Annotated in this window: 31 protein-coding genes; 13 read left to right on the top strand and 18 right to left on the bottom strand. The window is 61.5% G+C overall.

Going from position 1 to position 26,433, the window contains the following annotated elements:
* The first annotated feature begins 34 nt into the window (after nt 1–34).
* Nucleotides 35–247 (top strand): hypothetical protein, encoded by a 213-nt coding sequence (locus tag JN279_RS24665; protein WP_096445379.1) that lies wholly within the window; start codon nt 35–37, stop codon nt 245–247.
* Nucleotides 248–253: 6 nt separating this feature from the next.
* Here the strand turns inward: JN279_RS24665 and JN279_RS24660 are convergent, their stop codons facing one another.
* A complete protein-coding gene (locus tag JN279_RS24660) occupies nt 254–1,159 on the bottom strand; it encodes a hypothetical protein (protein ID WP_202350473.1) in 906 nt (301 codons plus the stop codon).
* Between the two features lie 166 nt (nt 1,160–1,325).
* On the opposite strand from JN279_RS24660, the gene JN279_RS24655 reads away from it, so the two are divergent.
* From JN279_RS24655 to JN279_RS24645, 3 genes are all read left to right on the top strand, one after another.
* A complete protein-coding gene (locus tag JN279_RS24655) occupies nt 1,326–2,198 on the top strand; it encodes an undecaprenyl-diphosphate phosphatase (RefSeq protein WP_096445383.1) in 873 nt (290 codons plus the stop codon).
* 135 nt (nt 2,199–2,333) lie between these two features.
* The gene (locus JN279_RS24650) at nt 2,334–2,954 is read left to right on the top strand and encodes a transglutaminase-like cysteine peptidase (protein WP_096445385.1); all 621 of its coding nucleotides are present in this window, start codon (nt 2,334–2,336) and stop codon (nt 2,952–2,954) included.
* 183 nt (nt 2,955–3,137) lie between these two features.
* A complete protein-coding gene (locus tag JN279_RS24645; protein WP_202350472.1) occupies nt 3,138–3,929 on the top strand; it encodes a phosphodiester glycosidase family protein in 792 nt (263 codons plus the stop codon).
* Here JN279_RS24645 and JN279_RS24640 read toward each other — a convergent pair.
* Both JN279_RS24640 and JN279_RS24635 read right to left on the bottom strand, forming a co-directional pair.
* The gene (locus tag JN279_RS24640) at nt 3,926–4,555 is read right to left on the bottom strand and encodes a DedA family protein (protein ID WP_202350471.1); all 630 of its coding nucleotides are present in this window, start codon (nt 4,553–4,555) and stop codon (nt 3,926–3,928) included. The two genes, JN279_RS24645 and JN279_RS24640, sit on opposite strands and share 4 nt — an antisense overlap.
* A 25-nt stretch (nt 4,556–4,580) precedes the next feature.
* On the bottom strand, nt 4,581–5,564 hold the full coding sequence (locus tag JN279_RS24635; protein WP_202350470.1) for a DUF1402 family protein: 984 nt from the start codon (nt 5,562–5,564) through the stop codon (nt 4,581–4,583).
* Between the two features lie 237 nt (nt 5,565–5,801).
* Here JN279_RS24635 and JN279_RS24630 point away from each other — a divergent pair, with 237 nt between their 5' ends.
* A complete protein-coding gene (locus JN279_RS24630) occupies nt 5,802–6,875 on the top strand; it encodes a glycoside hydrolase family 25 protein (RefSeq protein WP_202350469.1) in 1,074 nt (357 codons plus the stop codon).
* A gap of 33 nt (nt 6,876–6,908) precedes the next feature.
* Here the strand turns inward: JN279_RS24630 and JN279_RS24625 are convergent, their stop codons facing one another.
* The 3 genes from JN279_RS24625 to JN279_RS24615 all read right to left on the bottom strand — a co-directional run bounded on the left by JN279_RS24625 (nt 6,909) and on the right by JN279_RS24615 (nt 8,823).
* Nucleotides 6,909–7,097 carry a hypothetical protein gene (locus JN279_RS24625; protein WP_096445395.1) on the bottom strand — a complete coding sequence of 63 codons (189 nt, stop codon included), beginning with the start codon at nt 7,095–7,097 and terminating at the stop codon, nt 6,909–6,911.
* Nucleotides 7,098–7,496: 399 nt separating this feature from the next.
* Nucleotides 7,497–7,880 (bottom strand): VOC family protein, encoded by a 384-nt coding sequence (locus JN279_RS24620; RefSeq protein WP_202350468.1) that lies wholly within the window; start codon nt 7,878–7,880, stop codon nt 7,497–7,499.
* Between the two features lie 31 nt (nt 7,881–7,911).
* Nucleotides 7,912–8,823: a LysR family transcriptional regulator gene (locus JN279_RS24615; protein WP_096445399.1), complete on the bottom strand. Its 912-nt coding sequence runs from the start codon at nt 8,821–8,823 to the stop codon at nt 7,912–7,914.
* Nucleotides 8,824–8,928: 105 nt separating this feature from the next.
* Between JN279_RS24615 and JN279_RS24610 the strand changes: the two genes are divergently transcribed.
* From JN279_RS24610 to JN279_RS24590, 5 genes are all read left to right on the top strand, one after another.
* Nucleotides 8,929–9,090 (top strand): hypothetical protein, encoded by a 162-nt coding sequence (locus JN279_RS24610; RefSeq protein ID WP_202350467.1) that lies wholly within the window; start codon nt 8,929–8,931, stop codon nt 9,088–9,090.
* Nucleotides 9,091–9,127: 37 nt separating this feature from the next.
* Nucleotides 9,128–9,736, top strand: coding sequence for a class I SAM-dependent DNA methyltransferase (locus JN279_RS24605; protein ID WP_202350466.1), 609 nt, complete (start codon nt 9,128–9,130; stop codon nt 9,734–9,736).
* 146 nt (nt 9,737–9,882) lie between these two features.
* A complete protein-coding gene (locus tag JN279_RS24600) occupies nt 9,883–10,854 on the top strand; it encodes a DUF3592 domain-containing protein (RefSeq protein WP_202350465.1) in 972 nt (323 codons plus the stop codon).
* 36 nt (nt 10,855–10,890) lie between these two features.
* Complete coding sequence (locus tag JN279_RS24595; RefSeq protein WP_202350464.1) at nt 10,891–11,412, top strand: hypothetical protein; 522 nt, start codon at nt 10,891–10,893, stop codon at nt 11,410–11,412.
* Nucleotides 11,413–11,416: 4 nt separating this feature from the next.
* On the top strand, nt 11,417–12,031 hold the full coding sequence (locus JN279_RS24590; protein ID WP_244734136.1) for a hypothetical protein: 615 nt from the start codon (nt 11,417–11,419) through the stop codon (nt 12,029–12,031).
* A 72-nt stretch (nt 12,032–12,103) separates the two neighbouring features.
* On the opposite strand, the gene JN279_RS24585 is transcribed toward JN279_RS24590, so the two are convergent.
* On the bottom strand, nt 12,104–12,556 hold the full coding sequence (locus JN279_RS24585; protein ID WP_096445409.1) for a pyridoxamine 5'-phosphate oxidase family protein: 453 nt from the start codon (nt 12,554–12,556) through the stop codon (nt 12,104–12,106).
* A gap of 237 nt (nt 12,557–12,793) precedes the next feature.
* Between JN279_RS24585 and JN279_RS38740 the strand changes: the two genes are divergently transcribed.
* Nucleotides 12,794–12,919, top strand: a complete 126-nt coding sequence (locus JN279_RS38740; protein ID WP_274608584.1) for a hypothetical protein — start codon at nt 12,794–12,796, stop codon at nt 12,917–12,919.
* Between the two features lie 22 nt (nt 12,920–12,941).
* Here the strand turns inward: JN279_RS38740 and JN279_RS24575 are convergent, their stop codons facing one another.
* The 7 genes from JN279_RS24575 to JN279_RS24545 form a co-directional block, all read right to left on the bottom strand.
* Complete coding sequence (locus JN279_RS24575; protein ID WP_202350462.1) at nt 12,942–14,066, bottom strand: hypothetical protein; 1,125 nt, start codon at nt 14,064–14,066, stop codon at nt 12,942–12,944.
* 532 nt (nt 14,067–14,598) lie between these two features.
* On the bottom strand, nt 14,599–18,372 hold the full coding sequence (locus tag JN279_RS24570) for a vitamin B12-dependent ribonucleotide reductase (RefSeq protein ID WP_202350461.1): 3,774 nt from the start codon (nt 18,370–18,372) through the stop codon (nt 14,599–14,601).
* A gap of 675 nt (nt 18,373–19,047) precedes the next feature.
* The gene (locus JN279_RS24565; RefSeq protein WP_096445417.1) at nt 19,048–19,359 is read right to left on the bottom strand and encodes a PilZ domain-containing protein; all 312 of its coding nucleotides are present in this window, start codon (nt 19,357–19,359) and stop codon (nt 19,048–19,050) included.
* Nucleotides 19,360–19,458: 99 nt separating this feature from the next.
* Nucleotides 19,459–19,947 carry an NUDIX hydrolase gene (locus tag JN279_RS24560; RefSeq protein WP_096445419.1) on the bottom strand — a complete coding sequence of 163 codons (489 nt, stop codon included), beginning with the start codon at nt 19,945–19,947 and terminating at the stop codon, nt 19,459–19,461.
* A gap of 210 nt (nt 19,948–20,157) precedes the next feature.
* Complete coding sequence (gpt, locus tag JN279_RS24555; RefSeq protein ID WP_027045568.1) at nt 20,158–20,658, bottom strand: xanthine phosphoribosyltransferase; 501 nt, start codon at nt 20,656–20,658, stop codon at nt 20,158–20,160.
* Nucleotides 20,659–20,774: 116 nt separating this feature from the next.
* Nucleotides 20,775–21,608: a universal stress protein gene (locus tag JN279_RS24550; RefSeq protein ID WP_096445421.1), complete on the bottom strand. Its 834-nt coding sequence runs from the start codon at nt 21,606–21,608 to the stop codon at nt 20,775–20,777.
* Nucleotides 21,609–21,691: 83 nt separating this feature from the next.
* Complete coding sequence (locus JN279_RS24545) at nt 21,692–22,435, bottom strand: competence/damage-inducible protein A (RefSeq protein ID WP_096445423.1); 744 nt, start codon at nt 22,433–22,435, stop codon at nt 21,692–21,694.
* 161 nt (nt 22,436–22,596) lie between these two features.
* Here JN279_RS24545 and JN279_RS24540 point away from each other — a divergent pair, with 161 nt between their 5' ends.
* Nucleotides 22,597–23,601 (top strand): alpha/beta fold hydrolase, encoded by a 1,005-nt coding sequence (locus JN279_RS24540; RefSeq protein WP_096445425.1) that lies wholly within the window; start codon nt 22,597–22,599, stop codon nt 23,599–23,601.
* 54 nt (nt 23,602–23,655) lie between these two features.
* On the top strand, nt 23,656–23,940 hold the full coding sequence (locus JN279_RS24535) for a hypothetical protein (protein WP_096445427.1): 285 nt from the start codon (nt 23,656–23,658) through the stop codon (nt 23,938–23,940).
* A 211-nt stretch (nt 23,941–24,151) separates the two neighbouring features.
* Here JN279_RS24535 and JN279_RS24530 read toward each other — a convergent pair whose 3' ends face one another.
* From JN279_RS24530 to JN279_RS24515, 4 genes are all read right to left on the bottom strand, one after another.
* Complete coding sequence (locus JN279_RS24530) at nt 24,152–24,391, bottom strand: DUF2188 domain-containing protein (protein WP_096445429.1); 240 nt, start codon at nt 24,389–24,391, stop codon at nt 24,152–24,154.
* Nucleotides 24,392–24,420: 29 nt separating this feature from the next.
* Nucleotides 24,421–24,846, bottom strand: coding sequence for a DUF982 domain-containing protein (locus JN279_RS24525; RefSeq protein WP_244734134.1), 426 nt, complete (start codon nt 24,844–24,846; stop codon nt 24,421–24,423).
* 7 nt (nt 24,847–24,853) lie between these two features.
* Complete coding sequence (locus JN279_RS24520; RefSeq protein ID WP_096445433.1) at nt 24,854–25,171, bottom strand: SH3 domain-containing protein; 318 nt, start codon at nt 25,169–25,171, stop codon at nt 24,854–24,856.
* Nucleotides 25,172–25,302: 131 nt separating this feature from the next.
* Nucleotides 25,303–26,406 carry an NADH:flavin oxidoreductase/NADH oxidase gene (locus JN279_RS24515; RefSeq protein ID WP_096445435.1) on the bottom strand — a complete coding sequence of 368 codons (1,104 nt, stop codon included), beginning with the start codon at nt 26,404–26,406 and terminating at the stop codon, nt 25,303–25,305.
* Between the last annotated feature and the right edge of the window lie 27 nt (nt 26,407–26,433).

Genomic DNA, 26,433 nt, shown 5'->3' with positions numbered 1-26,433 from the left:
ATGCTGCGCGGGCCGGCATTCGAGGAGACGACGGATGAACGACAGCATCAGCACCCTGGACGAGCTTTTGAGCGATCCGATGGTCTTGCTTGTCATGGAGCGCGACCGAGTGCGCCCGGAACAGGTGCGCATGTTGCTCGAACGGGTCCGTAGCAGGGTGCCCGATGGTGCCCGTGCCGACGAGCCGGTCGTTCCGCCGGCCCATATAGTGGCCAAAAGTTGTTTCCAGCAATGGCTGCGCAGTTAGGCGCGGTCAGTTGGAACTAGCCGGCAAATAGCTGTAATGACTGCGGAAATAGGCGATTTTGAAGCCCAGTCGCGCATAGTTGCGATAGGCTGGGCCGTCGCGGTCGTCGTACGGCGCCTCGATATCGGCGGCGAACAGTTTCGCGCCGGCCGCAATCCCGTCGCGCACCAGCGCTTCTGCAAGCACCGCGTCGAGATCGAAGCTCGGCGCCATGATGCCCGGCACCGGCGCTTCGATGCCGCTCCAGGCCGTGCCGTCGGCGCCGATGAACAGCGAGCGCACCGCCACCACCGCGCCATCCCGCCTGGCGATATAATGATGCCAGCCCTGCCGGCCGACCAGAGCCAGCAGCCAGGGTGAGGTGGGCAGCCGGTAGCTTTTGTCGATGAAGCCGGCCCATTCGCTTGCAGATGCCTTCGTCACGCGTTCGACTGAAACCCCGTCAATAATGAAGAGCGGCTCGGATGACAGCGGTTCGGCCTCGCGATAAATCCGTTCCCAGCCGCCCTGGCGCTGCAGGCCGCGCGCCTCGAGCCAGCATCTGAGGCGTGATGGTTCGGTGTGTGGATTGACATAGAACCAGGGCCGCGAAATGCCGGCGGCGCGGTAGTGCGCCAGCAGCGTGTCGAGCTGGCTTTCGGAGGCCGGGCTGTCGACGCCGAAATTCTTCACGCAGTTGAAATGGACGAACGGGATCGTCGTGCAGGTGGTCCATGTGAGATCGCCTTCTCCCGCTATCGAAAGCCCTTGCCTTGCCGCGAAATCGGCCGGCGCGGCGGCATAGAGGTCGAGCCAGGCGTTCACCTCGGCGCGCTCGATAATACGGCTGAGGTCGCGCGAGACATCCTCGATCGCGATGCCAGGCGGGTGTGGTTCCGGCAGGGGCTGTAATTCCGACAGGGCGGTCGGCATGGCTCTCCTCCGTTATTTAACTTACAGTGTAAGATTAGCGGAGAATAATATGAACAGCCGGCTTGTCAAGCGGCGCCTTACAAATCCGTAAATAGGATTCCGGGGATCGCCAGACTATTGCTCGGCGGGGATCGCCCCTCATGGTTGTTCGACAGAAAGGCTCGATATGGCTGACATCTGCACTCAAGGCGTAGACACCGGCTTCGTCGGCCTGGGATTTGCCAAAGTCGCCTTTCTCGGCCTGGTGCAGGGCATCACCGAATTGCTGCCGATTTCCTCGACCGCCCATATGCGCATCGTGCCGGCGGTGCTCGGCTGGCAGGATCCGGGCTCCGCCTTCTCCGCCGCCATGCAGCTTGCCGCCCTTGCCGCCGTGATCAGCTATTTCTGGGGCGATGTCAGGGATATTCTGTTCGGCTCGCTCGATGCTCTCACGCGGCGCGATTTCGCCGACCGGCATTTCCGGCTGGCTTCCTGGATCGTGCTGGCGACGATCCCGATCGTCATTGCCGGCGTCGCGCTATCGGGCGTTCTGAACGCCTGCAATTCGCCGCTGCGCAGCTTGAGCGTGATCGGCTGGTCCTGTATCGCCATGGCGATCCTGCTGGCTCTCGCCGAGATTTTCGCCCGCCACAAACGCACCATCGGCGAAGCCTCGCTCACCGACGCGTTGCTTGTCGGTGTCGCCCAGATCGGCGCGCTGATCCCTGGTGTCTCCCGTTCGGGCTCGACCCTGACGGCGGCACTGGGGCTCGGCTTCAAGCGGGCCGAGGCGGCGCGCTTCTCGTTCCTGCTCGGACTGCCAGCGATCGCGCTTGCCGGCCTCAAGGAGCTGTGGGAACTGCATAAGGTTCACCTCGACGCCCATGGCTGGTCGGTTCTTGCCACCGGGCTGGTCGTCGCCTCGATCTCCGCCTTCTTCGCCATCTGGGGCCTGATGCGCGTGCTGGAACGCTTCTCCGCCTGGCCTTTCGTCATCTACCGCGGCCTGCTCGGCGTCGTCCTGTTGCTCGGCTTGGCGATGGGGTGGCTGGCTTAGCAGGCCCAGTGTTGCGTGACGGCAACCAGTTGGGCGCGTGAGTCGATCCCCCGGAGATGTGATCGCCAGGGTTGATTGACTTCGGAATATAACCGCCCTTAACATTCTGTTAACAAAACAGATGGGTGGGGCCGGATGGCATCCTCGACGGGTTGGCGCCGCAAGGCGAAGGGGCTGGCGGTTGCCGTGGCCGTTTTCTATTCGGTGGCGGGTTCGGCCTATGCTGCGCCTGCTTCCATGGTTATCGGCGGCTCGACCTCCCAGCCGATCGGTCACTATGATTTTTGCAAGATCCATGTCGCCGAATGCTCGATCCGCTCGCCCGACAGCGTCCCGGAACACCTGAACAGCAAGCTGCTGCACGATATCTCGGCCGTGAATCTCTCGGTCAACACGCGCGTCAAGCCGATGAGCGACATGGACAATTACGGCAAGGACGAGTGGTGGGCCTATCCGGACAATGGTTTTGGCGATTGTGAGGATTACGCGCTGGAAAAGCGACGTGAGCTCAACAGCCTGGGCATTGCCATAGCCAATCTTTTGATGACGGTGGTTCGCAAGCCGGATGGCGAAGGTCATGCCGTACTGACGGTGCGCACCGACAAGGGTGACTTCATCCTAGACAATCTGACCGACAAGGTCCGCCTCTGGAACCAGACCAGCTATCGCTACCTGAAACGGCAGGCGAGCGACAATACGGGGCACTGGGTCTCCATTCTGGGTGGCGACGAACAGCTGGTCAGCGCCGTCAAATAATCGAGATCTTTGTATTGACGCAATTCCGGACGGAAAACCGCTTCACACTTTTCCTGGTATTGCTCAGTTAGCCCCGCCGCGACCGAGCTTGAAACCGGATCCGACCGTTTCGTGCCGGCCTTCCATGGTGCCAGCAAGTGGTGATAACCACGAGAGCTGATTGAATCTGGCATCCGCAGGCGCATGGACTTTCTGACACTTCTCAACTCCGCGCCCCTGCTTCTGGGGCTGGTCAAGGCAGCACTGCCGCAGGCGGTCGCCACGACGATGGCATTCAGCCAATGGTTTGTGTCGCTGCCGCCGTGCCGCGACTTCGCCTTCGAGGCGACCAGCTATCTCGTCTGCGAGGTCGATCCGAAGCTCTATTCGATCGAGCTGTTCTGGAAGGATCCGGCCGGCAAGCCTTTTCAGTCGCTGCACAATCTCGACACCGCCCAGCGCGCGGTCGGCCGCACCATGCTGTTTGCCATCAATGCCGGCATGTATCATCCAGACCTCAGGCCAGTAGGCCTCTATGTCGAGCGCGGCCAGGAAATGGCCGGCGTGAAGACGGGATCGGGAAGCGGCAACTTTTCGCTCCAGCCGAATGGCATCTTCTACATCACCGGCGGCAAGGCCGCGGTCCGGGCGACCAGGGACTTCGTCAGGAAGCGGCCGTCCACCGACTATGCGACGCAATCCGGGCCGATGCTCGTGATCGACGGCCAGCTTCATCCGAAATTCCAGTCCGACGGCACCTCGCGAAAAACCCGCGACGGCGTCGGGGTGCGCAAGGACGGTGTCGCGGTCTTTGCCATTTCGAACGGCACGGTGAATTTCCATGCATTCGCCCGGCTGTTCCGCGATGCGCTCGGCTGCGACAATGCGCTGTTTCTCGATGGCACGATATCGAGCCTGTTCGCGCCCGCGGTCGGCCGCAACGACGATTACTGGAATCTGGGGCCGATGATCGGGGTGTTCAGGAAAAGGGGCTAGGCTCGCGCCGTTCGCTTGCCCCGAAACTTGAAAACAATCACCGCTACGACGATCAGGGCAGCGACGGCGATCGCCGCCAACCCGAACCGGCTGGTCACATCGAGCTCGGGAATGCTGCCGGCGCCCTTGGCCACCAGCCATCCCGGCGACAGCACGACGGGAGCCCAGATGATCGCCGACAGGATGTTGGCGATCTGGAAGCGGCGCCGGTGCATGCCCATCATGCCCGCGACCAGCGGCACGGTGGCGCGGACCGGGCCGAAGAAGCGGCCGACGAAAACCGCTGCAAAACCATAACGATGGAAGAATAGCCGCGCCCTGGCGACCTCGCGGCGGTAGCGATTGAGCGGCCATTTGTGGACGACACCGCGCCCCAGCCATCTGCCGAGGAAGTAGGAGATGGTATCGCCGAGCGCCGCCCCGATCATCGCGGCGAGAAGTACGGGCAGAGGCTGGACGATGCCGGCTCCCACCAGGCCGCCGACGATGATGAGCACCGTGGTGCCAGGCAAGAGGATGCCGACCAGCACCAGCGACTCGCCAAAGGCCAGCAGCCCGACCACGAGGCCGGCCCAGGCCTGATGGTTCTCGATGAGACAAACGCTCTGGTCGATGAACGACTGCACGCAGGCTCCCTGTTAAAAGCGTTTCTCAGCTGCCGCTGTCGAGCAGGCTTCTGAGTTCGTCGAGCTTGTCGTTGACGAGCCAGCCGTAATAATTCTCGACCGGCAGCTTGCGGCCCTTGCCGCCGGCAACCGCCGCGCGCAGGTCGGCCGCGCGCTGCCGGGGCTGGCCGACATTGTAGAGCGTGGCGGTGATCCCCGGATTGCCTGATATGTCGAAGCCCTGTTCCTTGTAGGCGTCGATGGCATCACGCACGATCGCGGCGATGTAGACGATGCTGCGGTCGGGATCCATGACATCGCGATAAATCGCCTGCGGATGATCCGGCGTCAGCCTGTCGTAGCCGCTGACCTTGTTGACCAGATCAGTCACCTCGAGCGCGGTCAGCGGGCTGATCTGGCCAAGGCCGAAGGTCTGGCCAGCGAAGAAGGGCTGGAAGAAGGCCTGTTGGAAGGTCTGGGCCTCATAGGTGACGCCGTCGACCGTCTTGCCGCGGAAATGCTCGACCCACACCCTGTCGCGGCAGCTCCACAGGGTGGCGCTGTCCTTGGCCTCGGCGCAGGCGGCGAATTCCGGTCGCTGGATAAAGGTCTGCACCGGCACGCCCTTGTAGCGGAAGGCAAAGTCGAGGCCGGAATAGGATAGCGCCTTCACATAGTAGGTCTGGACCGAGCCGACGGCGGTCACATTGTAGGTATGTTCGCCGACCAGCGCGCCGACAATATGGATGGGGTCGATATCGTAGGCCGCCGCCACCTGCTTGATATGCGCCACCAGTTTCTTCTCTCGCTTCAGCAGCGCGACGATCTTCTGGTATTTTTCCGCATAGGTGGTCTTGAAGGCGCGGGTTCGCGTTGCCGATGCGTCCGGGATAGGCGGTTGCGTCTGCGAGCGATTGCCGGGAGGAACGACGGTCAGCGCGCTGGCGTGCGCGGCCTCGCCTATGAGCGTTCCGCCGCAGGAGAGGGCCACAAGCAGGGGGACCAGGAGAAGCCGCTGCAACGCAATCATCGGGCGCCTTTTGGGGAATCGTGGGAAATGCCTGCGGCAAACGCCGCATGCTCGTCTCAACAGCCACATAATGGCACTGTCAAGGCTGGGCTGGGCGGCGACGGCGAATGTCTGAAACGGGTCACAGTCATGGTAAAAAACTTGATTCAAACTTTATTGGTAATTTCTCGTTCATAACTAGGCTGGTTGTCCGTCGGCCGTCGCCTTCGGTCTGTTGTGTTTCGAGTACAGGTCCAGATGCGGTTATCAGGCGCCATCAGTTTCGTGATCGCATCGCTGTGCCTCGCCGGTTGCTCGTCGACATCGGGCATGGACGCGCTCGACATGCAGAAGCCGTCGAATGAAACCACCAGTTCGGTGGTGCGGCCAAGCGCACCGATCGCATCCGTTCCCGTGACCAAGGCCAGCAACGCGCGCAAGCTGGCCGAGGCCGCGCCAGCTGACGACAATGCTCCGCCTTTCGGCCTGGCGGAGGAAGAGACGGTGGCGTTTCCCGCGCCGGAATTGCCCGACAGCGTGGATCCGCCGGTCGAACCAGCAGCCCTGGTCTCGCCGCCAAAACTCTTGTCGCGGGCAGCCCCTCCGATGCTTGCCGGGCCGGTCACGCGTTACGGCTTTCGCGATGCCAAGCCGATCAATTTCGGCCGCTCCTCGCCCCGCCACCTTGCCGTGCATGGCGTCGACGTCTCGCGCTGGCAAGGCGACGTCAACTGGGGCAAGCTGCGCGCCCAGGGCGCCAACTTCGCCTACATCAAGGCGACCGACGGCGGCGACCACCTCGATCCGATGTTCATGAAGAACTGGCGCAATGCCGATGCCGCCGGGCTGAAGCGCGGTGCCTATCATTTCTTCTACTGGTGCCGCACCGCCGGCGAACAGGCCGACTGGTTCATCCGCAACGTGCCGAAGATGGATGGCGCCTTGCCGCCGGTGATCGACGTCGAGTGGAATGGCGACTCCTCCTGCCAGCGGCGCCCGTCGCGCGAAAAGGTGCTGGAAAAGATGCAGGTGTTCATGGACAAGCTGGAGCGCCACTATGGCCAGCGGCCCATCATCTACACCAGCCCCGACTTCTACCGCGACAATCTGCGCGGCGCATTCCCAGACTATCCGTTCTGGCTGCGCGCCGTGGCCCGCCATCCGTCAAAGGTCTATCCCGGCCGCAAATGGCTGTTCTGGCAGTATTCCGGCTCCGGTCTGTCGCACGGTGTGACCGGCCGCATCGACCTCAACGTCTTCCATGGCGACGAGCGGCAATGGCGCGCCTGGGCTGGCGGCGGTGGCCGTCAGATGATGGCCGACGCGGATTAGGCTTCGCGTCGCCCTTCGCTCTGGTTCTGCCGCCTATTGGAGCTGGTTGCTCCCGCCATTCCTCTCCTCGCTCAGCCGCAGCTTTCTCCTCAATGCCATGATCTCGGCAATCGCGGCATCGATCATGGTGAGGAGCGTAATCGTATCGTGCTGGGTGGGGTCGGCCCTGACATAGGCGAGCTGGTTGACGATGTCGGTGTCGTCCTCGGTTTCGTCGCTCATGGCATCTTCCGGTTGTTATCTTCCAGACGTTGTCATTCCATCCGATCCGCCGTCAAATTGTACCTATATCATTTCGTCGTGTGGATGGTCGCCCATTCAACCGGTCCGATCGGCTTATCTTGGACGACGGCGTCGCGATTCGTCGAAGGTGGCAAAAGCCAGAACCGCGGAAAATGACGCGAAGCTGAGCAGCACTGCGGCGATAACCATGAGGTCGTAAGTCGACATGTTCGTTCTCCTTGGGATGATGGCCGAGGAGACAGCACGGGCGATGCGTCCGCGTTGATCTGGATCAACCGATCGGCCGATGCAGGGGCCGTGCGCAACGCGGGGTGGCTGGCCGAGGGCGGAAAGAGGCGAGATATATATCGCTCTTCATCCTCGGCTCTTATTGGCGCCCTAGGATGAAGCCGAGGGCTCGTTGATCATCGCCTCGATGTTGTAGCCGTCGGGGTCGAGCACGAAGCAGGCGTAGTAGCTCACCGCATAGTTGGGACGCGGGCCCGGTGCGCCATTGTCTTTGGCGCCGGCTGACAGCGCCGACTGGTGGAACGCATCGACCTCTGCCTTGCTGCCGACGCGGAAGGCAACATGCAGATGGGTGAGCGGCGGCGCCTCGCCGGTTCGCTGGATTTCGAACAGGCAGCCATTGCCGACGTCGAAGGCCCAGAACACGCCTTCCTTGCCGAAGGACAGGCGATATCCCAGGGGCGCGAAAGCGCTTTCGTAGAAGAGCCTGCTCTTCTCCAAGTCACCCACTTCGATGGTTATGTGATCGATCATCTGGTCCTCTGTGGGGGTGAACCTTGCAGGCCTATGTCTGGCGCGCTTCCTGCATCCGAATCTCCGCAGTCTGGGCCAGCACCCAATCCCGGAACACCTTGATCTTCGGTGTGTTGCGGCGGCTTTCCAGATGCACCAGCCAATAGCCGTCGCCGTCGGATCCAAGGACGTCGAACGGCTGTATCAATTGACCGTTCGCCAGCAGGGCGCTGTAGATATTGCGGGTGAGGATGGCCGCGCCCCGATCGGTCAGCGCCGCCATTGCATCATAGGCCTGCGAACCCAGCATCGGGCCGGCGATGACACGATCGGGCTCGAAGGGTACGCCGGCCGCTTCGAACCAGATTTTCCACCAGGGATCGTCGGCACAGCACAGCGGCACCTTGTAGAGATCCTCGGGGCGGCGGATGCCTCCCACGCTCTCGGCCAGTTTTGGGCTGAGCATGGGCGTATAGTCGGCCTTGAACAGATAGTGCGCCGTCAGACCGGGCCAATTTCCGGTGCCGGTCCGGATGCCGATGTCCATGTCCTCGCGTGTGAAATCGACCAGCCGGGGCGATGTATTGACCTTCACGGCAAGATCGGCATGCATCAGCTGGAATGTTCCAAGCCACACGGCCAGCCAGTTCGTCGCGAAGGTTTCCATGGTCGTCACCGACAGCACGCCGGTCGCTCCACCCTTGGTCGCGACCCACGCATCCGCCAGCGCCGAGAAAGCGCCGGATGCATGCGGCGCCAGCTGCTGCCCGGCCTCGGTCAAGGCAATTTGCCTTGTTTTTCTTATGAAAAGCGGTGTTCCGGCGCGTTCTTCCAGCACCTTGATCTGATAGCTGGCCGCCGACTGTGTCATGCCGAGTTCTTCGGCCGCCTTGGTAAAACTGCCCAGTCTGGCTGCGGCTTCAAAGACCCTGATAGCCCCTAGTGGCGGCAACTCCCAACTCATGACGCATCAATCCTCCTGATGCATGGTACGCGAGGTTCGATTGGAAACCAAGACCGGAAAACGGCATGCTCTGGTCATCAACTCGAACCCGAAAGGACCACGGCAATGACCCTCTACAACACGCTTCGCCGCCCGGTGCTCGACCTCTTTACCGCGCCGTTCAGACCCCGCAGGCGCGGGCTGCTCGACCAGCGTTGCCTGTCGGATCATTTCCTGCGCGACATCGGCGTTCTCGACGGACACGTGTCTCCCGGCACCGTTCGCTGAAGAGCTTTTGACTCACATGGACGCTGGGGAGGGAAAGATGGATGTGTTGTCGCAGGCTCTGTCGAAGAGCCGTCAAACGATCAGTGCTTATGAGGACTATGCGGATCGCTACGATACCATCGTGCGGCATGTTCCCAACCCAAGAGAGCAGGCATCGCTGAAGCGCCTCGTGGCGATCGCCGGCACCGCCGGCCAGATCCTGGAAGTCGGGTCGGGGGCGGGCTACGACGCGGACTTTCTGGAGGGCCTGGGCGTTAAGGTTCGCCGCACTGACGCAACCAAGCGGTTTCTCGAGCTGCAGGCCGCGCGCGGCAAGCATGGAGAGCTTCTCGACCTCCTCACCGATGATCTCGGCGGGCCCTATGATGCCGTCCTGGCGCTCGCCGTCCTGATCCATGTGCCGCGCGACCAGATTGACCAGGTGCTGGCCAAGATAACCGGCTCGCTGCGGCCAGGCGGCGCCTTCCTCGTATCGATGCGCAATGGCGATGGCGAGACGGACAGCAACTATCACACGGTCTTGTGGCGCAGGGACGACTTCGCGGCCCGTCTCGAAGCCGCCGGGCTGGTGCTTCTCAGGGACGATTTCAACATTGGCCGCAACAGCGAGGAATGGAACACCTTCCTGACTGTAAGGCCGGCATGAAGGGATCTTCTCCCTTCTCCCACAACAACGGGAGAAGGAGAGGGCGCGCGTGACGTCCGGCCGCTCATCTCTCGGCTTTGCGAATAAGCGAGACATTGCCGCCGCAGTGCTGTCTAGTACCGGTTCCTGCACTCCGGGGGATCAGGGTGGAACTGGAACTCAAATTTCTGCTGGTCGGATTTGCCTGCGCGGTCGCCGGCATGTTGTCGCTTATCACCTTCGTGAAATGGCGCGAGGTTCGGGCGCTCAGCCACTGGTTGCCGACGCCGGGAAAGATCATCTCCTCGCGCGTCGAGGCACGTGAGGTGCGAAGCTCGGGCGCTGGTTCGGACAGCAGCGATACCACCGAGATGCGCAATTTTCCGGCGATCACCTTCGAATACAAGGTGGGCGGCAAGAAATTTCAAAGCGCGCGCTACAGCGTGAAGGAGAATTTGGGGAATTTCGAAGTCCCCGAAACCCTTGCGCAGTTCCCCCGCGGCGCGGAGGTGACCGTCTTCTACAATCCCGCCGATCCCAGCAAGGCCGTGATCGAGCGCACCATGCCGGACGGCGCCTTCAAGTTCATGTTCCAGCTCTCGGCGGGTTTGGTGATCGGCGCAGCGGTGCTGGTGTTTTCCGTCGGCGGCGTGCTGGAGGCGATCCGGCCGCATTTGCCCAAGCCGCAGAATCTCGGCGCGGCGGCACTGCTGCTGTTCATGGGCCTGTTCGCCCTGCGCATGGGTTTTGCCCAGAAGTCGCTTGCCGAGCAGGCGGCAAAATGGCCGATGGCCGCCGGCCGCATTGAGTCCTCGGGTCTGCAGGCGCTGCGAAACTATAGCGGCTATCGACGCTGGCGCACCGTCTTCAAATCCCGCATCGTCTACAGCTATGGCGTCGCCGGCCAGCGCTACACCTCCGACCGCGTCACCTTCGGCGCCACGGTCACGGCTTCGCTGCCCGGCCTCGTCAACGGTCAGGCACGAAGCTATGCCGAGGGCAGCAAGGTCGACGTGCATTACGACCCCGCCAACCCCGCCTCGGCCGTGCTCGAATGCCGGGTGCGCGGGCTCTGGCTGCTGTGGTTCTGTTCGGCAGGCTTTCTCGGCGGCGCTGCCTTTCTGGTCGGGTTTGTCTGAGTGCGGGCTTTCAGGATGCTTTTCCGGAGACATCTGGTGATCCTTCGCAAACTGGCTTTTGTTCTCCTGGGCCTGCTCGGCCCGATGCAGGCAGCGAGCGCCAAGGAATGTCTGCTGAGCCACGCCACCTACCGCGAGCCGCGTTCGGGCGCCGTTCTGCAATTCCGGCCGCTCGACAATGAGCCGGCGGCGCTGACGGCGCAGGTGTTTTCGCTGCGCGTGCCCAACACGGACAAAAACCTGCCGGCCGACATCACCTGGACCAACGGCAAGAATTCGTTTCCGCTCGGCACCATCCGCCACACCTGCACCGACGACGACCGCGAAGCGGGCCTGCAGGATGGCAGCGGGCTGTGCAGGATATGGGACGGCCAGGTCTACGCCTTGACCGGAGGCGGCGCCGAACTGTTGAATTCGCGCGAGGCGACACCGGCGCCGAAAGGGCTGTTGCTGCCCGATTTCGGGGTGGCTTTCACCGAATGGGCCGATTTCGCCAACGCCAATCCGGATGGCTCGGCCTGGGACGCCTTTACTCTGACAGGATGCAGCGATGACTAGCGCCATGAGATCGATCGTTTGGATCGGCGTCCTGTTTGCGTCCGTGACGATATCCGCCGCGGCACGCGCGGATGAGCCGGCGCCGTCACGCCCGCCGATCGACAAATGCGTCTGGGAAAAAATGGCCGACAAGACGATCGGCCTTGCCGCCTGGACACAGCGCTGCGACTTCGGCTTCCGCCAGATCCATTTCGAATTCGCCGGCAACGCGCTCGCCATCAAATACAGCGATGGCGGTGACGCCGATCCTCTGGTCGAGGTGTTCGACATCAAATCAGGCGAGACCGCCGAGGCTGCCGTGCAGCGGCTGTTCCTGGAAAAGACCGACAAGGCCATCAGCGCGCGCTGCATGCTGGCGCCTTACACTGAAGGCACAGTGCCTGCTGGCGTCAAGCGCTACACGTTCAGCCCCGAGGCCGCCTATGCGAACGAACTAAAAGCACTTGCCAACCCCGATGAGGTTCCAGAGCCGCCCTGCGGCGACTGGGGCGAAATGCCTGACGGCATCCAGTATTTCGAGGTGTCGGCAGGCGAGGGGCGGAAGGTGCTGTTCGTCCGGGTGGGGCAGGACGAGCCGTTGTTTGACGACCAGACGCTACGGGTGTTGCCGGCGAATTGAATGACCTTTCCAGCCAAAGGGGAGGTTGCGAAAACGCCGTCATCATAACCGACCTTGATCGAGAGCAGGCGCTCAAAAGGTCACGAGATCCGTGTGGCCGAAACCCTTCGAGTAGTCGAGCACGGAGATGACTGAAGGCACCACACGGAAGATGCGCACCTGCTCCGGCGTCGGCATCGCGAATGGCATCGAGGCTTGTGGCGGATATTTCATCGGCATCATCCTCAGAACCTTCTCGGCCTCGGCTCTGTCTGTGACCGGCTGTGCCCGTGCCGCCATGGAAAGGCCAGTGATCTCCATTACCTGAGGCGTGTCGTGATCGATGGTCAGCGACAGGCGATCGTCCCGCGCCAGATTCGCCGCCTTCTGGCTGTCTAGCCCGCAAAGAAAATAGAGGGAAAGGCCGTCATTGACGTAACCCACGGTGGTCGCCTGGGGCCAGCCGTCCGCCCTCAGTGTTGCGACCGTCATGATGCGGTGCTGATCAAGGAGCGTCTGAATCTTGTCTCTGATCTCTGCGTCCATCGCTCGTCTCCAAGGTCGTTCTTGACGGTGACGATAGTGAGGCGTGGATCGCCTGGCCTTGACGGACATCAAACGTATGGAGGAAAGACGCCGCTCTGCCCGGCGGACTGAGCCTCGCATTATGCCAACCGGCGTCAATCGTTAACGTTCAGCCCCAAGGCCGCCTACGCGAAAGAACTGAAAGCGCTCGCCAGCCCCAACGAGGTTCCCGAACCGCCCTGCGGCGCCTGGGGCGAAATGCCGGACGGCATCCAGTATTTCGAGGTGCCGGCGGGTGAGGGGCGGAAGGTGGTGTTTGTGCGTGTCGGCCAGGATGAACCGCTGTTTGACGAGCAGACGCTGCGGATGTTGCCGGCGGGGTGAGGCGCCAATACCTGATCCGGATTTATTGAGCTTTGACTTGGTCCATCCTGCCGTCAGGATCAAGAGTGTTCCACCATGGAACATGTTTGTTGACGTCTCCAAATGGAAGTGCATCGTCGACTACGCTGCGTGATGGAAACTGGGACGAAAATATCGATGACAGCAACCAACCTCGATATTCGTCAGTTGTAGAGGCCTGAACAATACCCACGAGAGTCTCGACGTCACTTCGCGAAAGCACGAACTCCATATCACTCAAACTGAATATCGGAACATGTTTCCGATATTCCGAGGGAACTCCTCGAGCGTACGCGTCGGCTTTTCTATGGGCCATGGCGTAGATATCAACCTCGGTGCCGTAAGCCGACTCAATCCAATTGTCCAAAGTGCACACACCAAGAATCGTGTTCTCTGATGCTGCGAACTCGCCAGGGATCAAACCCCTTGAGCTGTCGGCTAGATATTTCCAGAGCTGGAAAACCCCCTTCGATAAATCCTCATAGGCGTCGGCGAAGTCCTTTGTTGGATTTTCACCAAAACGGATAGTTGCGCTTTGCCGGCGTCCCTTTATTTCGATGGCTGCAACAACACTGTTGTTCGTGGACACAAGGATGTCTGGGGTTTTCTCAGCCGTACGTCCATAGGTAACGTCGCCGCCGACCTTGTATTTTTCGGCTCTTTTTCCAATAACTTCGCTTATGTACGTCTCAAGATTTGCAGAAAAATCATTTTTAAGATTTGGATTGTCTACGAAATCATAAAACAGCCCCTCTGTTATTCGGTAGAACAGAAGGTCCACAAAAGGAGTCATTGCGTGCCTGACACCGTCCTGCTGAAACGTTATGAGCGGCGAAACGCGGAATATACTTGGTGCGTAAGCGATGTGATCGTAGCCCTGTCGAAGTCCTCTGACTAGATCGCATGCCTTGTCCAAGGGGACAGATAAAATATCAATAGTCCTCAAGACATCTAGCGGCTCGATACCTATGCTCCGCGCCTCGATATCAGTACGTATAGTCGCCTGATTCAATAGCATCGCATATATGGAGAACGCCGTCTTTGTGAATGTATCAAAATCAATATCGTATTTGTCCTTGAAGTAAATTCGTGATCTTTCAGTTCTGTAAATTGAGTGGTATCGCGCCATCCGCGACACTGTCGAGAAGCGGCGTTGCCACTCAAATTGACGTTTTGCGAGCCTGTTAAGCTGTGTAAGAACGCCAACTCGACGTAACACCGGTCCATCGGAGGCATTCTCAGCTTTAATTAGCAAGTTGTAAGCTGTGGAAAACGCGCTGAAACTGCGAGGGTTTAGAGTTCTTGTGAAGCCGTCACGCTTTTTGGGTTCCCAAGGAGCCGCCAACAATTCGTTAGCTAGTGTTTCTAAGAACCATGGATGGAAGTAAGATTTAGAATGCCGGTTGCTTGTCCTAGCCTCACTAGGCAAGTCGGCAAAAAAAGATGATTGAGTATCACCTCTAGAGCTTTGTATTTTTTGAATAGAATATATTGCAAATAGAAAGTCTAATTTTGGCGCAGAGGACAGGTGCTTCAGAAGTCGCTTTAAATTACGGCGCTTGTCGGTTACGGACGACAGCCGGGTAACTTCCCTGCCTCTCATGCCTTTCCTTTCAAGTTAGGCAGGCGACATTTCAGTCGCCTGCCTAAGGCAAAGGATCTCAGCTGCACCCGCTCGTAGCGCCACACGTGTCGCACTTCTCGCAGGTCCCATTCCGCACCATCGTAAAGTTCTGGCACTCGGAGCAGGAATTGCCGGTGTAGCCTTGCAGCAGCGACTTGGCGCGGCGGTCGGCGGCGAGTTTCTTCGCTTCGGCCGCTTCATTGGCCGCGGCGTCGGTGAACAGTGCCGCCGTGGTGTCGGAAGCAGAGCCGGCCACTTCCTCGAAGGCGATGTCCTCGGCCAATTCCTTGGCCCGCTCCTCATAATCGCGCTTGTAGGCGATCGCCTCGTCGCTAGCCGGCTTCAGGGCCAGCACGTTGGAGCCGGAGAAAGCAGTCGGCGCCGAGCGGGCAGGGGCGCCGGCGCCGGCAAAGCCCTTCGGCTCGTTGCCGATTGCCCTCGACACCAGCTTCACCGGCGAACCGCGGGTCAGGCCCTTGGAGACGGCGTCGGTCTTGCCTTCGCTGATACCACGGCCGAGCGCGGTGTTGGAGAAGTCCGACTGGTCGACATGGGCGAGGTCGTTGCGGCCGAGATAGGAAATCGCCAGCTCACGGAACACATAGTCGAGGATCGACGTCGCGCTCTTGATGGCATCGTTGCCGATGACCATGCCGGCCGGCTCGAACTTGGTGAAGGTGAAGGCGTGCACGTATTCGTCGAGCGGCACGCCGTACTGCAGGCCGAGCGAAATCGCGATGGCGAAGTTGTTGAGAAGGCCACGCAGCGTGGCGCCTTCCTTGTTCATGTCGATGAAGATCTCGCCGAGGCGGCCATCATCATATTCGCCGGTGCGCAGGAAGATGGTGTTGCCGCCGATCTTGGCCTTCTGCGTATAACCCTTGCGGCGGCCGGGCAGCTTTTCCTGCTCGCGCGACACGCGTTCGATGATGCGCTCGACGATCCGCTCGGTGATCTGCGCCGCGCGCGCCGCGGCCGGGGCCGCGATCAGCTGTTCGACCGCATCGTCCTCATCCTCCTCGCCATCGGCGAGCAGCGAGGCATTGAGCGGCTGCGACAGTTTCGAGCCGTCGCGGTAGAGTGCGTTGGCCTTCAGCGCCAGCTTCCACGACAGCATGTAGGCGCCCTTGGCGTCCTCCACCGTCGCATCGTTGGGCATGTTGATGGTCTTGGAGATGGCGCCCGAGATGAAAGGCTGCGCCGCCGCCATCATCTGGATGTGGCTGTTGATCGACAGCGAGCGCTTGCCGATCTTGCCGCAGGGGCTGGCGCAATCGAACACGGCGAGGTGTTCGGCCTTGAGGAAAGGCGCGCCTTCCAGCGTCATGGCACCGCAGACATGGATGTTGGCGGCCTCGATGTCCTTCCTGGAAAAGCCCATCGCCGGCAGCATCTCGAACGAGAAGTCGTTGAGCTGCTCGTCGGTGAAGCCAAAGGTCTCCTTCACCCAGTCGGCGCCGAGCGTCCACTGGTTGAAGACGAACTTGATGTCGAAGGCCGACTTCAGCGCCGCATTGAGCGCGGCGATCTTCTCGTCGCTGAACCCCTTGGCCTTGAGCGAGCCGGGATTGATGCCGGGCGCCTGGTTGAGGTTGCCGTGGCCGACGGCGTAAGCCTCGATCTCGGCGATCTGGCTCTCGGAATAGCCGAGCGTGCGCAGCGCTTCCGGCACGGCGCGGTTGATGATCTTGAAATAGCCGCCGCCGGCGAGCTTCTTGAACTTCACCAGCGCGAAGTCGGGCTCGATGCCGGTGGTGTCGCAATCCATGACCAGGCCGATCGTGCCGGTCGGCGCGATCACGGTTGCCTGCGCATTGCGGTAGCCATGCTCCTCGCCAAGCTCGATGGCGCGGTCCCAGGCGGCTTTCGCATGCTCGGCCAGCGCCTGCTGCTTGAGGTCGGAGGCGACCAGCGGCACCGGGTTGACGGCAAGCTTCTCGTAGCCGTCCTTGTCGCCATAGGCGGCGCGGCGATGGTTGCGCATGACGCGCAGCATGTTCTGGGCGTTGCGGTCATAGTCCGGGAAGGCGCCGAGTTCGGAGGCCATTTCCGCCGAGGTGGCGTAGGCGACGCCGGTCATGATGGCGGTGAGTGCTGCGCAGATGGCGCGGCCCTCGTCGGAATCATAGGGAATGCCCGAGGTCATCAGCAGGCCGCCAATGTTGGCGTAGCCGAGGCCGAGCGTGCGGTATTCGTAGGAGAGTTTGGCGATCTCCTTCGACGGGAACTGCGCCATCATGACCGAGATTTCGAGAACGATGGTCCACAGCCGCACGGTGTGCTCGTAAGCGGCGATATCGATCGTGCCGTCGGCATTGCGGTAGGGCAGCAGGTTGATCGAGGCGAGGTTGCAGGCCGTGTCGTCGAGGAACATGTATTCCGAGCACGGGTTGGAGGCCCGGATCGCACCGGCCGAAGCGCAAGTGTGCCAGTCGTTCATCGTCGTGTTGAAATGCAGGCCCGGATCCGCCGACGCCCAGGCGGCGTAGCCGATCTTTTCCCAGAGATCCCTGGCCTTCAGCGTCTTCAGCACCTTGCCGTCCTTGCGGGCGGTCAGGTGCCAGTCGGCGTCGTCCTCGACTGCGCGCAGGAAATTGTCCTTCAGCGACACCGAATTGTTGGAGTTCTGGCCCGAAACCGTCAGATAGGCATCCGAATCCCAGTCGGTGTCGTAGGTCTTGAACGACATCGAGGTGTAGCCTTGCTTGGCGAACTGGATGACGCGATAGATGTAGTTCTCCGGCACGGCCGACTTCTTGGCCGCCTTGATCTCGCGCTTCAGCGCCGTGTTGATGGCCGGATCGAAGCAGTCGTCGTCATGGCCTTCGCAATTAACGCAGGCCTTCATGATGGCTTCGAGATGCTTCTTGACGATCTTGGAGCCGGTCACCAGCGAGGCGACCTTCTGCTCTTCATTGACCTTCCAGTCGATGAATTCCTCGATATCGGGGTGGTCGGCGTCGACGATGACCATTTTCGCCGCACGGCGAGTCGTGCCGCCCGACTTGATGGCGCCCGCCGCACGGTCGCCGATCTTGAGGAAGCTCATCAGGCCGGACGAACGGCCGCCGCCAGACAGCTTTTCGCCTTCGCCGCGCAGCAGCGAGAAGTTCGAGCCGGTGCCGGAGCCGTATTTGAACAGGCGCGCTTCACGCACCCACAGATCCATGATGCCGCCCTCGTTGACGAGGTCGTCCTGCACGCCCTGGATGAAGCAGGCATGCGGTTGCGGATGCTCGTAGGAGGATTTCGACTTGGTCAGCTTGCCGGTGAAGGGGTCGACATAGAAGTGGCCCTGGCTCGGACCGTCGATGCCGTAGGCCCAGTGCAGGCCGGTGTTGAACCATTGCGGCGAGTTCGGCGCGACGCGCTGCGTGGCCAGCATATAGGCGAGCTCGTCGCGGAAGGTGCGCGCGTCTTCCTCCGACTTGAAGTAGCCGCCCTTGTAGCCCCAATAGGTCCAGGTGCCGGCGAGACGGTCAAAAACCTGGCGGGCGTCGATCTCGGAGCCGTAGCGCTCGGCTTCCGGCAGCTTGGCAAGTTCGGCTTCATCGGCAACGGAGCGCCACAGGAAGGAGGGGACGTCGTTCTCCTCGACCTTCTTCAGCCGCGCGGGGACACCGGCCTTGCGGAAATACTTCTGCGCCAGAATGTCGGCGGCGACCTGGGAGAACTGCGCCGGCACATCGATATTGTCCAAGCGGAACACCACCGAGCCATCCGGATTCTTGATCTCGGAAAGTGCCTTGCGGAATTCGATCTCCGCATAAGCAGATTGCCCTGGCTTGGTGAAGCGACGCTCGATGCGCATTGGTCCGGTCCCTTTTGTCTATATATAGCGCTTTCGTCAGGGGATTTCTGCCCCCTAATGCGAAACACGCATGTCCGCCGTCCGCCGGCGTTCGAAAACGGCCGGCTCTCCATTTCGCGGTTCCCGCCGGCCTCTGTTGGTCGAGCTCCTTGCGAAGCTTTTGCCCAACGCGCCAACGAACCCCGCGGGTCCCTCAAATCTGAATTTTTTCGAGTCCCTCACCTGAGGGAAATTCACACTATCTAGCGTCGAACCTACCTGCAAACACTAAATATAGTATTAACAGACAATTTATTCCAGTCCGACAATTCTCCCTTTCGTCGCCCCACCACCCCACAATCCCAACGCTTCCGCCGGCCTCGTAAACAGGCGGAAATGCGGGAAAAAACGCACATAATCCGGGAAAAAGACCGGGCTCAGAACTTTCCGGTCGCACTCTCAACAGGAGCGCATGGCCTATAAAAGGCGACTCGTTTTGCGCCGTCAAGGATTCGTTTGCGTAGCTTTTGTGACCCCAACATCTTGTGTGTCACACATGTGGATAACGGGGATAGAAATGCGCCGCTGCGATTGCCAATTGCAGCGGCGGGTTCGCGCGCCGTTGACGCTTCAGCAGGCGCCTGTCCGAGGTCAATCTGGGTGGCAGCGAAGCTTGTCAGGCCGATTAGCCAGATATCAGCCGTAATGCAGCTTCGGCTTCGGCTCGGTGCCGGTGAACTGCACACCGACCCGATCGTTGCGGCGCCAGCGGACCTCGCAGCGATAGGCGACGCCGTCGAGCGGCACATAAAGCAGGAAACGATCGGGAACCCGCGCCTCGAGCGGTACTTTCAATTCGGCGCCCCCGGCATGCTGGTTGCGTAGCGTAACGGCGATTTCCGAGTTCTGAATCCCGGTAATAACGGAACCGCCCTTGAGCACGCGCGGACGGTGCTCTCGCTTGGAGGCGTCGGTATCTTGCTTAAGTGGGTCTACGGAGTTCGCCATCGATCAATCGCTAGATTGACCGATTCTTAGCGAAGAAAAATTAGCAAACCATTCATGCGGCACATCACATGGTTGTGAATCCGCGCTGCAAGATGTCGCTTAGGAGAATCTGCGTGGGTCGGCACAGAAATAGGCGATGATCTGGCAAAGATCCGGTTCATTGACCATGCGCACCGCTTCGCTGGAACTGACCCATTTGCGGGTGCGGGAGTGCTTTTCCTTCCAGCGGTCGGCGATCTTGTCGACGTGCAGCGGAAACACCAGCACCTCGCAAGGCACTTCTTCGCCGGAAGCCAGCACCTTGGCGTAGAAGTAACGGCCGGCTTCGAGATGGGAGACGCTTCCGCGCAATCCGGCTTCCTCGCCGGCTTCGCGCGCCGCCGCCTCGCAGAGCGGCTCCTTGGCTTCCGGCCAACCCTTCGGCAACACCCAGCGACCGGTATCACGGCTGGTGATCAGCATGATCTCGACACCATTCCCGGTATCGCGCCAGGGCAGGGCGGCAACCTGCAGACGGCACGGCGCGGTGCCGAAGAGTCGCCGGACCCTTTCGGCCAGATGGTTGTGCGTCGTTGGCCTTGTCAACATCGGAGAAGCTAGCCCCAGCCTCCAGAATCGTTTGCCGCCTTACGAATCTTACGGCTAATTGTGACCAATAAAAGTAAAAACTTTGATCAGGCTGGCCGATTTCCGCCAACAAGGGTCGATTTCACATGATATCCTGCCCCGCGAGCCCGCCCGCGGAAGCAAATATTGTCATCGGTGACGGCTTAACTGGAAAAAACGGCGTGTTGCGAATCAGCCGGCGTGGTCGTCGGCGATCGGCTTCTGATAGGTGAAGCCCATGTCCCAGGGGAAATAGATCCAGGTGTCCTGGCTGACCTCGGTGACGAAAGTGTCGACCAGCGGGCGGCCCTTCGGCTTGGCGTAGACGGTGGCGAAATGCGCCTTGGGCATCATCGCGCGCACGATGCCGGCGGTCTTGCCGGTGTCGGTCAGGTCGTCGATGATCAGCACGCCGGCGCCGTCGTCGGCGAGCAGCGCGGGCGTGATTTCCTTCAGCACCTGCAACTGCCCCTGGCTGGTGTAGTCGTGGTAGGAGGCGACGCAGACCGTCTCGATGACACGGATGCCGAGCTCGCGCGCGATGATCGCCGCCGGAACCAGTCCGCCGCGGGTGATGCAGACGATCGCTCTCCATTGACCCTTGTTGGCGCCCGAAAGCCGCCAGGAAAGCGCGCGGGCGTCACGATGAAACTGGTCCCAGGAGACCGGGAAGGCTTTTTCGGGAAGGGACATTTTTCGCGCACTCCGCAGCACGCGAAGGCCGCGTGCAAGAAAACAGGGGAATGCGCGCGGAATTAACTGGAAAACCTTGGGCTTGGCAAGGGTGGCCGGCCGCGATGGCTGTGGACTTATCGCGACAGGAAGGCCGCCACCTGTGCCGTGCGCAGCACCGTGCGCGTCACCCCGCCGAACAGCAGCTGGCGCAGCCAGGAATGGCTGTAGGCACCAAGCACCAGGAGATCGGCGCCGCTCTCGGCGACCCGGTTCTGGATCATGTCGTCGACCGAGGTGCCGCCAGATTGCTGCACCGAGACGCTGACATTGGCGCCGTGGCGCGACAGCGCCGCTGCGATTTCGGCGCCGGCGGCTTCCGGGCTTTCCTCGAGCGTGTCGGGCGGATCGATGACCAATATGTCGGTTTTCTCGGCCTCGATGATGAAGGGCAGGGCGTCGAAGGCGGCACGCGCGGCCTCCTTGCTGCCGTTCCAGGCGAGCAGCACACGCTTGAAAGTGGTGACCAGCGGACCCGCGCTCGGCACCACCAGCACCGGGCGGCCGGCATCATAGACCAGCGTGTCGACATCGGCGCTCGGGTCGCCGCCGGTCTCACGCTGGGCGGCGATGATCAGATCGGCGGCACGCACGTTCGAAATCCCGGTCAGCGCGCTGTCGCCGGAAAAGCTCTCCAGGCTGCGCCACTCGAAGGAGAGGCCGGAATCCTCGATGCGCCGGAGAAAGACGGCCTGCAGCTTGTCGGCCCGCTCCCGGTTCATGTCGGCCGACACCTGCAGGAACTCGGTGTCCGGGAAACCGGTCGCCGAAGTGTAGGGCACCGGAAGCGCCTCGGCATGGATGCCGATCAGATGGCTCTCGAAGCGGCTGGCGAGTGGAATGGCGCAGTCGAGCACGCGCTCGGCGTCCTGCTCGTTCTGCAGAATGGCAACGATGGTCTTGAAGCGCATGGTGATCCCTCAATCTGGTGAGCCTTGGAGCTCACGTGCAGGAAAACGCCGCGGCGCCGTGCTTGGTTCCGGCCTGAACCGGCTCAACTCGCCTTGGCGGCGAAACCCGCCACCATCGCCTCGACATCGGCGCGCGCGGCGTCAAGCGCCTCCTGGCTGCGGGCGCGAACGACCAGTTCGGTCCAGAACTTGCCGTCGCCATATTTCGGATAGGAGCCGATGATCGTGTCCGGATGCGCCTTCTGGATCTCGCCCAATGGTCCGCCGACTAGGCCTTCGCCGAACGGACAGTGCACCGTCGCCGACAGCATCTTCGTGCCGGTCTTCAGCGTCGGCACGACATTGTCGAGCATGGCCTGGAAAATCGAGGGCACGCCGGCCATGACATGGACGTTGCCGATGCGAAAACCGGGCGCCACGGATACCGGGTTGTCGATATGGTCGGCGCCGCGCGGCATCCGCGCCATGCGCTTGCGCGCCTCGGTGTATTCGATGCCGCGCGCCGCATAGCTTGCCTCCAGCAGCGCATAGGCCTTGGCGTCGTATTCGCAGGGCACGCCGAACGCCTTGGCAATCGAATCGGCGGTGATGTCGTCATGGGTCGGGCCGATGCCGCCGGTGGTGAACACATAGCTGTAGCGCGCACGCACCGCATTCACCGCAGCTATGATCTCGTCTTCCTCGTCGGGAACGATGCGCACTTCCTTCAGGTCGATGCCGACGGCGGTCATGATGTCGGCGAGGTGGCCGATGTTCTTGTCCTTGGTGCGGCCGGACAGAATCTCATCGCCGATGACAAGCATGGCGGCGGTAACGATTTCAGGCATGGAAGGCTCCGGCAGGACGGGGTCGCCTCAGATAGCGCGGCGCGTGGCTGTCGGCAATGCCGCGCGGGCGGCGAACGTTCCGTGCCTGGATACGCCCGTTTGCGAGGTTGCAGCGCAACCGGATGCGGGTAAGCTCGAACCGGTTCTGGTCCGGGTGAACAATGCTGATATCGATCCTGTCGTGGCTGCTGGCCCTGTTGTTGCTGCTGGCGGTCCTGGGGATCGCCTCTCTGATGCTGGCGACATTGTGGATCGCGGCCAAGGCGCAGAGACTGGTGCCGCCGGTCGGAAAATTCGTCGAGATCGACGGCAACCGCATCCACTATGTCGACGTGGGCGAGGGCAGGCCGATCGTCTTCCTGCACGGGCTTGGTGCGCAACTCCATCACTTCCGGCACACTTTGTTCGGGCATTTCGGCCCGGGCTACCGGCTGATCGCGCTCGATCGTCCGGGATCGGGCTATTCGGTGCGGGCGAACGGTGCTACCGGCCGGTTGCCCGAACAGGCGGAATTGGTGCGCCGCTTCATCGAAAAACTGGGGCTGGAAAGGCCGCTGGTGGTGGGCCACTCGCTGGGTGGCGCCATCACGCTGACCCTCGCCGTGGAGCATCCCGAGGCGATTTCGGGCGTCGCCTTGCTGGCGCCGTTGACGCATCTGGAAACCAGGACACGCCTGCGGTTTGACCTACTCTACATTCCCTCACGCCTGCAGCGCTGGATCATGGCCTACACCGTGGCGATACCCCTGAGCCTGCGCTATGCGCGGCCGACAATGGAATTCATCTTCACGCCGCAGGCTTTTCCGACGGACTACATGGTTGACGGCGGCGGCTGGCTTGGGCTGCGGCCTGCCCATTTCCAGGCGACATCGGCCGACGTCGTGGCCGTGGAACAAGATCTCGGCCGCATCGAGCTGCGCTATGGCGAGATTGCCATGCCGGTCGGCATCCTGTTTGGAACCGCCGACCGCGTCATCGACATCCGCACCCATGGCGAGCCGATGCAAGACAAGATCGCGGGACTCGATTTCGAGCCCGTCGACGGCGTCGGCCATATGCCGCAGTTCGTCGAGCCCAGGTGGGTGATCGATTTCATCGAGCGGATTGCCGCCCGCGCGTTTGCATCACCACAGCCTCACGACAATTTCAATGAACCAACCGGCTGACTGCCGGGTTTACCCCGTGTCGCACCCAAGGCGACCAAGACACGGAGCAATTCAATGTACAGGAAACTTCTCGCAGCATCGGTTCTGACAATCGGTCTCGCCACATCGGCGATGGCACAATCGTCGGACGGTACCTATTCCAATCATCAAGATTGGCTTCATCACAACTGGCTCTGGGGCAACGAGGATTCCTCGGGCGTTGACCAGAACACGACGGGCAGCATCAAAGGCGACACCGTTGGCGGTCCTGGTGGCCCGGCAGGACCTTGTGCCTATAACTCAGCCGGTCCTGATGCGAACCATCAGGGAAATGTCAACGACCAGTATTGCGGTAAATAGTCGACCGCGAGGGCTCGCAACCGGCCACGAGACGTCTCTCTCTCCAGACGTCCGTGGCCTGCGGCCTTCTTAGAGCAATTCCAAGAAAAAGTGTGTGCGGTTTTCCCAAGGGCAAAGCGCATAGCGCTTTGCCCTTGGGAATTGCGTTAAAACAAAGAGTTAGAGCAGTTCGCCGTTTCCGTGAAACGGTGAAAATGATCTAGCGGTAAAATTAGTCGGAGACCTCGGTCTGCGGCCGGTCCCTGCCATCGGCCAGTTCCTCGTGCCACTTGCCGTCGGCATCCTCATACTGGATACCGTCCGTCGCGCCTGCCACCTGCTGCTCGGCCGACGCGATCTCGGCGGCGCGCAACGCGTCCTGATGGGTGGGAAACGTTTCCGAGAAGGTCGTACCGACCTTGTAGGCCCAGCCGCCGTCATGCTCGACGATCTTGTAAGTCAGCTTCGCCATAAAAACCTCCGGTTGAAAGGTCCGCCTGCTCAATGCAGCCGGTCGTCGGAAAGCTTGTCGTCTGGCACCAGTACTTCCGATTCCCTGGCGGCCTCGATCAATGCCCGTCGCGCTTCCGCTGTCGAACGATAACCTTCCAGCACTTTGAGGCAAGTGTCGAGGGCATCACGATGGCGCGGGCCGCGATTGAGCGGCCACACCGTCATCAGACACTCCGCCGCTTCCTGGGCGCTGCGGATATGGCGATATTTACCGACATGGCCGAGTTCGACCACCACCGGCGCTTCAAAGGGTTTGTTGTCCATCATGGCCGCAACGCAAAACAGCCAATTTGGTTGCAAAAGTGGCGCGGAACCTGCGCCCAAAAGTCGCGTCGCGTTTGCGACGCGCTCTAGGTCTTTGTTTGATGCATGTCGTCGTCTCAAAACCGGGACCCGCTTTTGGGTGACATGCATCGGTGTCTCAGTAGTCGCAATCGTTGCGCAGCCAGCGTGCGTTCGCCCAGCCGGTCGTGCCGCCGATTTCGACCTGGTACCAGTTGCCGCGCCGGTCGAAGATTTCGACGTGATCGCCGTTGAACAACTGGCCGATCATCCGCGATGACGAATTCGGCCGTGTCCGCACGGCGAGAAAGCCGCTGCCGGTGGCCAGATTGTAGCGGCCGGACAGGCCGTGCACCGTCCCCTCGCAATATTGCGCGACGCTCGGCGTCGACGTACCGAGCCAAAACCCGGCCACGGCCACAATAGCTGCAGCCGGCAAGAATGCCCTGAACGACATGATTTCCTCCCAAGCCCGGCCGCGCCCGCCGCAGCCTCACCCAAGGTAACAGTTTGCGGCCGGAATTGAAGCGGGCGTCTGCAAATCGGCTAGGCTGCATCGGGAGGCCCCGATATCAAGAGAATGGCCGATCAGCCGGCCGCCTTCATCCAGTGCTCCATCGTCGTCACCGAGCGGGCGAGCTGTGGCGCCGGATGGATCTTTTCGCTGAATGTGGCGGCTGCGCGCCAGCCCCAGCGGGGATCGGCAAGGAAGGCACGCGCCAGCGCCACCATGTCGGCGCGGCCTTCCGCGATAACAGCCTCGGCCTGCTTGGGATCGTCGATCAGGCCGACCGCGCGGGTCGGGATGCCGGCGCCCTTGCGCACGGCTTCCGCCAGATGCACCTGATAGCCGGGGCCGGTGGGCAGTTTCTGCAAAGGCGAATTGCCGCCGCTGGAGCAGCAGAGATAGGCGACGCCTTCGGCCTTCAAAGCTTTCGCCACCTCGATCGCGTCCTCGACGTCGAAGCCGCCGTCGACCCAGTCCTTCACCGACAGCCGCGTGCCGAGCATCAGCTTCGGCACCGCTTTCTTCACCGCTTTGGCGATTTCGACGACAAGACGCATCCGGTTTTCCAGCGAGCCGCCCCAGCGGTCCGTACGCTGGTTGGACAGTGGCGACAGGAACTGGAAGATCAGGTAGCCGTGCGCTGCGTGCAGTTCGATGAAATCGAAGCCGGCGCGTTCGGCCCGCCTTGCGGCTTCGGCGAACCGTTCGATAACCTGCAGGATTTCTTCCTCATTGAGCGCGCGCGGCACGTTCCAGCCGGTGTCGTAGGCGACGGCCGAGGCCGAGACGGTCTGCCAGGGGTCTTCGTTTGGCTGCAATGGCCCGCCGCCCTCCCAAGGCTTGCGGTTCGAGGCCTTGCGGCCGGCATGCGCCAGCTGCGTGCCGAATTTCGTGTCCGGCGCGGCGACGCGTCGTGCCGCGTCCAGTGTGCGGCGTGCAGCGGCTTCGTTGTCGTCGGAGTAAAGCCCGAGGCAGCCATGGGTGATGCGCCCGCGCCGCTCGACATCGGTCATCTCCACCGTGACCATGCCGGCGCCGGACATGGCCAGGTTCATCCAGTGGTAAAGATGCCAGTCGCTGGCGCAGCCGTCCTCGGCGGAATACTGGCACATCGGCGCCACGGCGATGCGGTTGGGGAAGGTGAGGCCGTCGAGGGTGATCGGCTGGAAAAGCGATGCGGTCATGAACAGGGCTCCGGGGAGAGGGAACGC

The sequence above is a fragment of the Mesorhizobium sp. 113-1-2 genome, from assembly GCF_016756475.1.
GTDB lineage: Bacteria > Pseudomonadota > Alphaproteobacteria > Rhizobiales > Rhizobiaceae > Mesorhizobium > Mesorhizobium loti_C.
The sequence above is the reverse complement of the archived record's forward strand: the minus strand, read 5'-3'. Positions and strand labels throughout refer to the sequence as shown.

Bases quoted from the DNA above. Each gene is read 5' to 3' on its own strand.
- JN279_RS24605 (WP_202350466.1), top strand. From the start codon at position 9,128: ATGGATGTGTTGTCGCAGGCTCTGTCGAAGAGCCGTCAAACGATCAGT.
- JN279_RS38740 (WP_274608584.1), top strand. From the start codon at position 12,794: ATGCCGGACGGCATCCAGTATTTCGAGGTGCCGGCGGGTGAGGGGCGG.
- JN279_RS24545 (WP_096445423.1), bottom strand. From the start codon at position 22,435: ATGCCTGAAATCGTTACCGCCGCCATGCTTGTCATCGGCGATGAGATT.
- JN279_RS24565 (WP_096445417.1), bottom strand. From the start codon at position 19,359: ATGGCGAACTCCGTAGACCCACTTAAGCAAGATACCGACGCCTCCAAG.
- JN279_RS24655 (WP_096445383.1), top strand. From the start codon at position 1,326: ATGGCTGACATCTGCACTCAAGGCGTAGACACCGGCTTCGTCGGCCTG.
- JN279_RS24560 (WP_096445419.1), bottom strand. From the start codon at position 19,947: ATGTTGACAAGGCCAACGACGCACAACCATCTGGCCGAAAGGGTCCGG.
- JN279_RS24635 (WP_202350470.1), bottom strand. From the start codon at position 5,564: ATGATTGCGTTGCAGCGGCTTCTCCTGGTCCCCCTGCTTGTGGCCCTC.
- JN279_RS24520 (WP_096445433.1), bottom strand. From the start codon at position 25,171: ATGTCGTTCAGGGCATTCTTGCCGGCTGCAGCTATTGTGGCCGTGGCC.
- JN279_RS24615 (WP_096445399.1), bottom strand. From the start codon at position 8,823: ATGAGTTGGGAGTTGCCGCCACTAGGGGCTATCAGGGTCTTTGAAGCC.
- gpt (WP_027045568.1), bottom strand. From the start codon at position 20,658: ATGTCCCTTCCCGAAAAAGCCTTCCCGGTCTCCTGGGACCAGTTTCAT.
- JN279_RS24515 (WP_096445435.1), bottom strand. From the start codon at position 26,406: ATGACCGCATCGCTTTTCCAGCCGATCACCCTCGACGGCCTCACCTTC.
- JN279_RS24590 (WP_244734136.1), top strand. From the start codon at position 11,417: ATGAGATCGATCGTTTGGATCGGCGTCCTGTTTGCGTCCGTGACGATA.
- JN279_RS24625 (WP_096445395.1), bottom strand. From the start codon at position 7,097: ATGAGCGACGAAACCGAGGACGACACCGACATCGTCAACCAGCTCGCC.
- JN279_RS24550 (WP_096445421.1), bottom strand. From the start codon at position 21,608: ATGCGCTTCAAGACCATCGTTGCCATTCTGCAGAACGAGCAGGACGCC.
- JN279_RS24575 (WP_202350462.1), bottom strand. From the start codon at position 14,066: ATGGCGCGATACCACTCAATTTACAGAACTGAAAGATCACGAATTTAC.
- JN279_RS24570 (WP_202350461.1), bottom strand. From the start codon at position 18,372: ATGCGCATCGAGCGTCGCTTCACCAAGCCAGGGCAATCTGCTTATGCG.
- JN279_RS24585 (WP_096445409.1), bottom strand. From the start codon at position 12,556: ATGGACGCAGAGATCAGAGACAAGATTCAGACGCTCCTTGATCAGCAC.
- JN279_RS24645 (WP_202350472.1), top strand. From the start codon at position 3,138: ATGGACTTTCTGACACTTCTCAACTCCGCGCCCCTGCTTCTGGGGCTG.
- JN279_RS24650 (WP_096445385.1), top strand. From the start codon at position 2,334: ATGGCATCCTCGACGGGTTGGCGCCGCAAGGCGAAGGGGCTGGCGGTT.
- JN279_RS24540 (WP_096445425.1), top strand. From the start codon at position 22,597: ATGCTGATATCGATCCTGTCGTGGCTGCTGGCCCTGTTGTTGCTGCTG.
- JN279_RS24610 (WP_202350467.1), top strand. From the start codon at position 8,929: ATGACCCTCTACAACACGCTTCGCCGCCCGGTGCTCGACCTCTTTACC.
- JN279_RS24630 (WP_202350469.1), top strand. From the start codon at position 5,802: ATGCGGTTATCAGGCGCCATCAGTTTCGTGATCGCATCGCTGTGCCTC.
- JN279_RS24660 (WP_202350473.1), bottom strand. From the start codon at position 1,159: ATGCCGACCGCCCTGTCGGAATTACAGCCCCTGCCGGAACCACACCCG.
- JN279_RS24525 (WP_244734134.1), bottom strand. From the start codon at position 24,846: ATGCATGTCACCCAAAAGCGGGTCCCGGTTTTGAGACGACGACATGCA.
- JN279_RS24535 (WP_096445427.1), top strand. From the start codon at position 23,656: ATGTACAGGAAACTTCTCGCAGCATCGGTTCTGACAATCGGTCTCGCC.
- JN279_RS24665 (WP_096445379.1), top strand. From the start codon at position 35: ATGAACGACAGCATCAGCACCCTGGACGAGCTTTTGAGCGATCCGATG.
- JN279_RS24530 (WP_096445429.1), bottom strand. From the start codon at position 24,391: ATGGCGAAGCTGACTTACAAGATCGTCGAGCATGACGGCGGCTGGGCC.
- JN279_RS24620 (WP_202350468.1), bottom strand. From the start codon at position 7,880: ATGATCGATCACATAACCATCGAAGTGGGTGACTTGGAGAAGAGCAGG.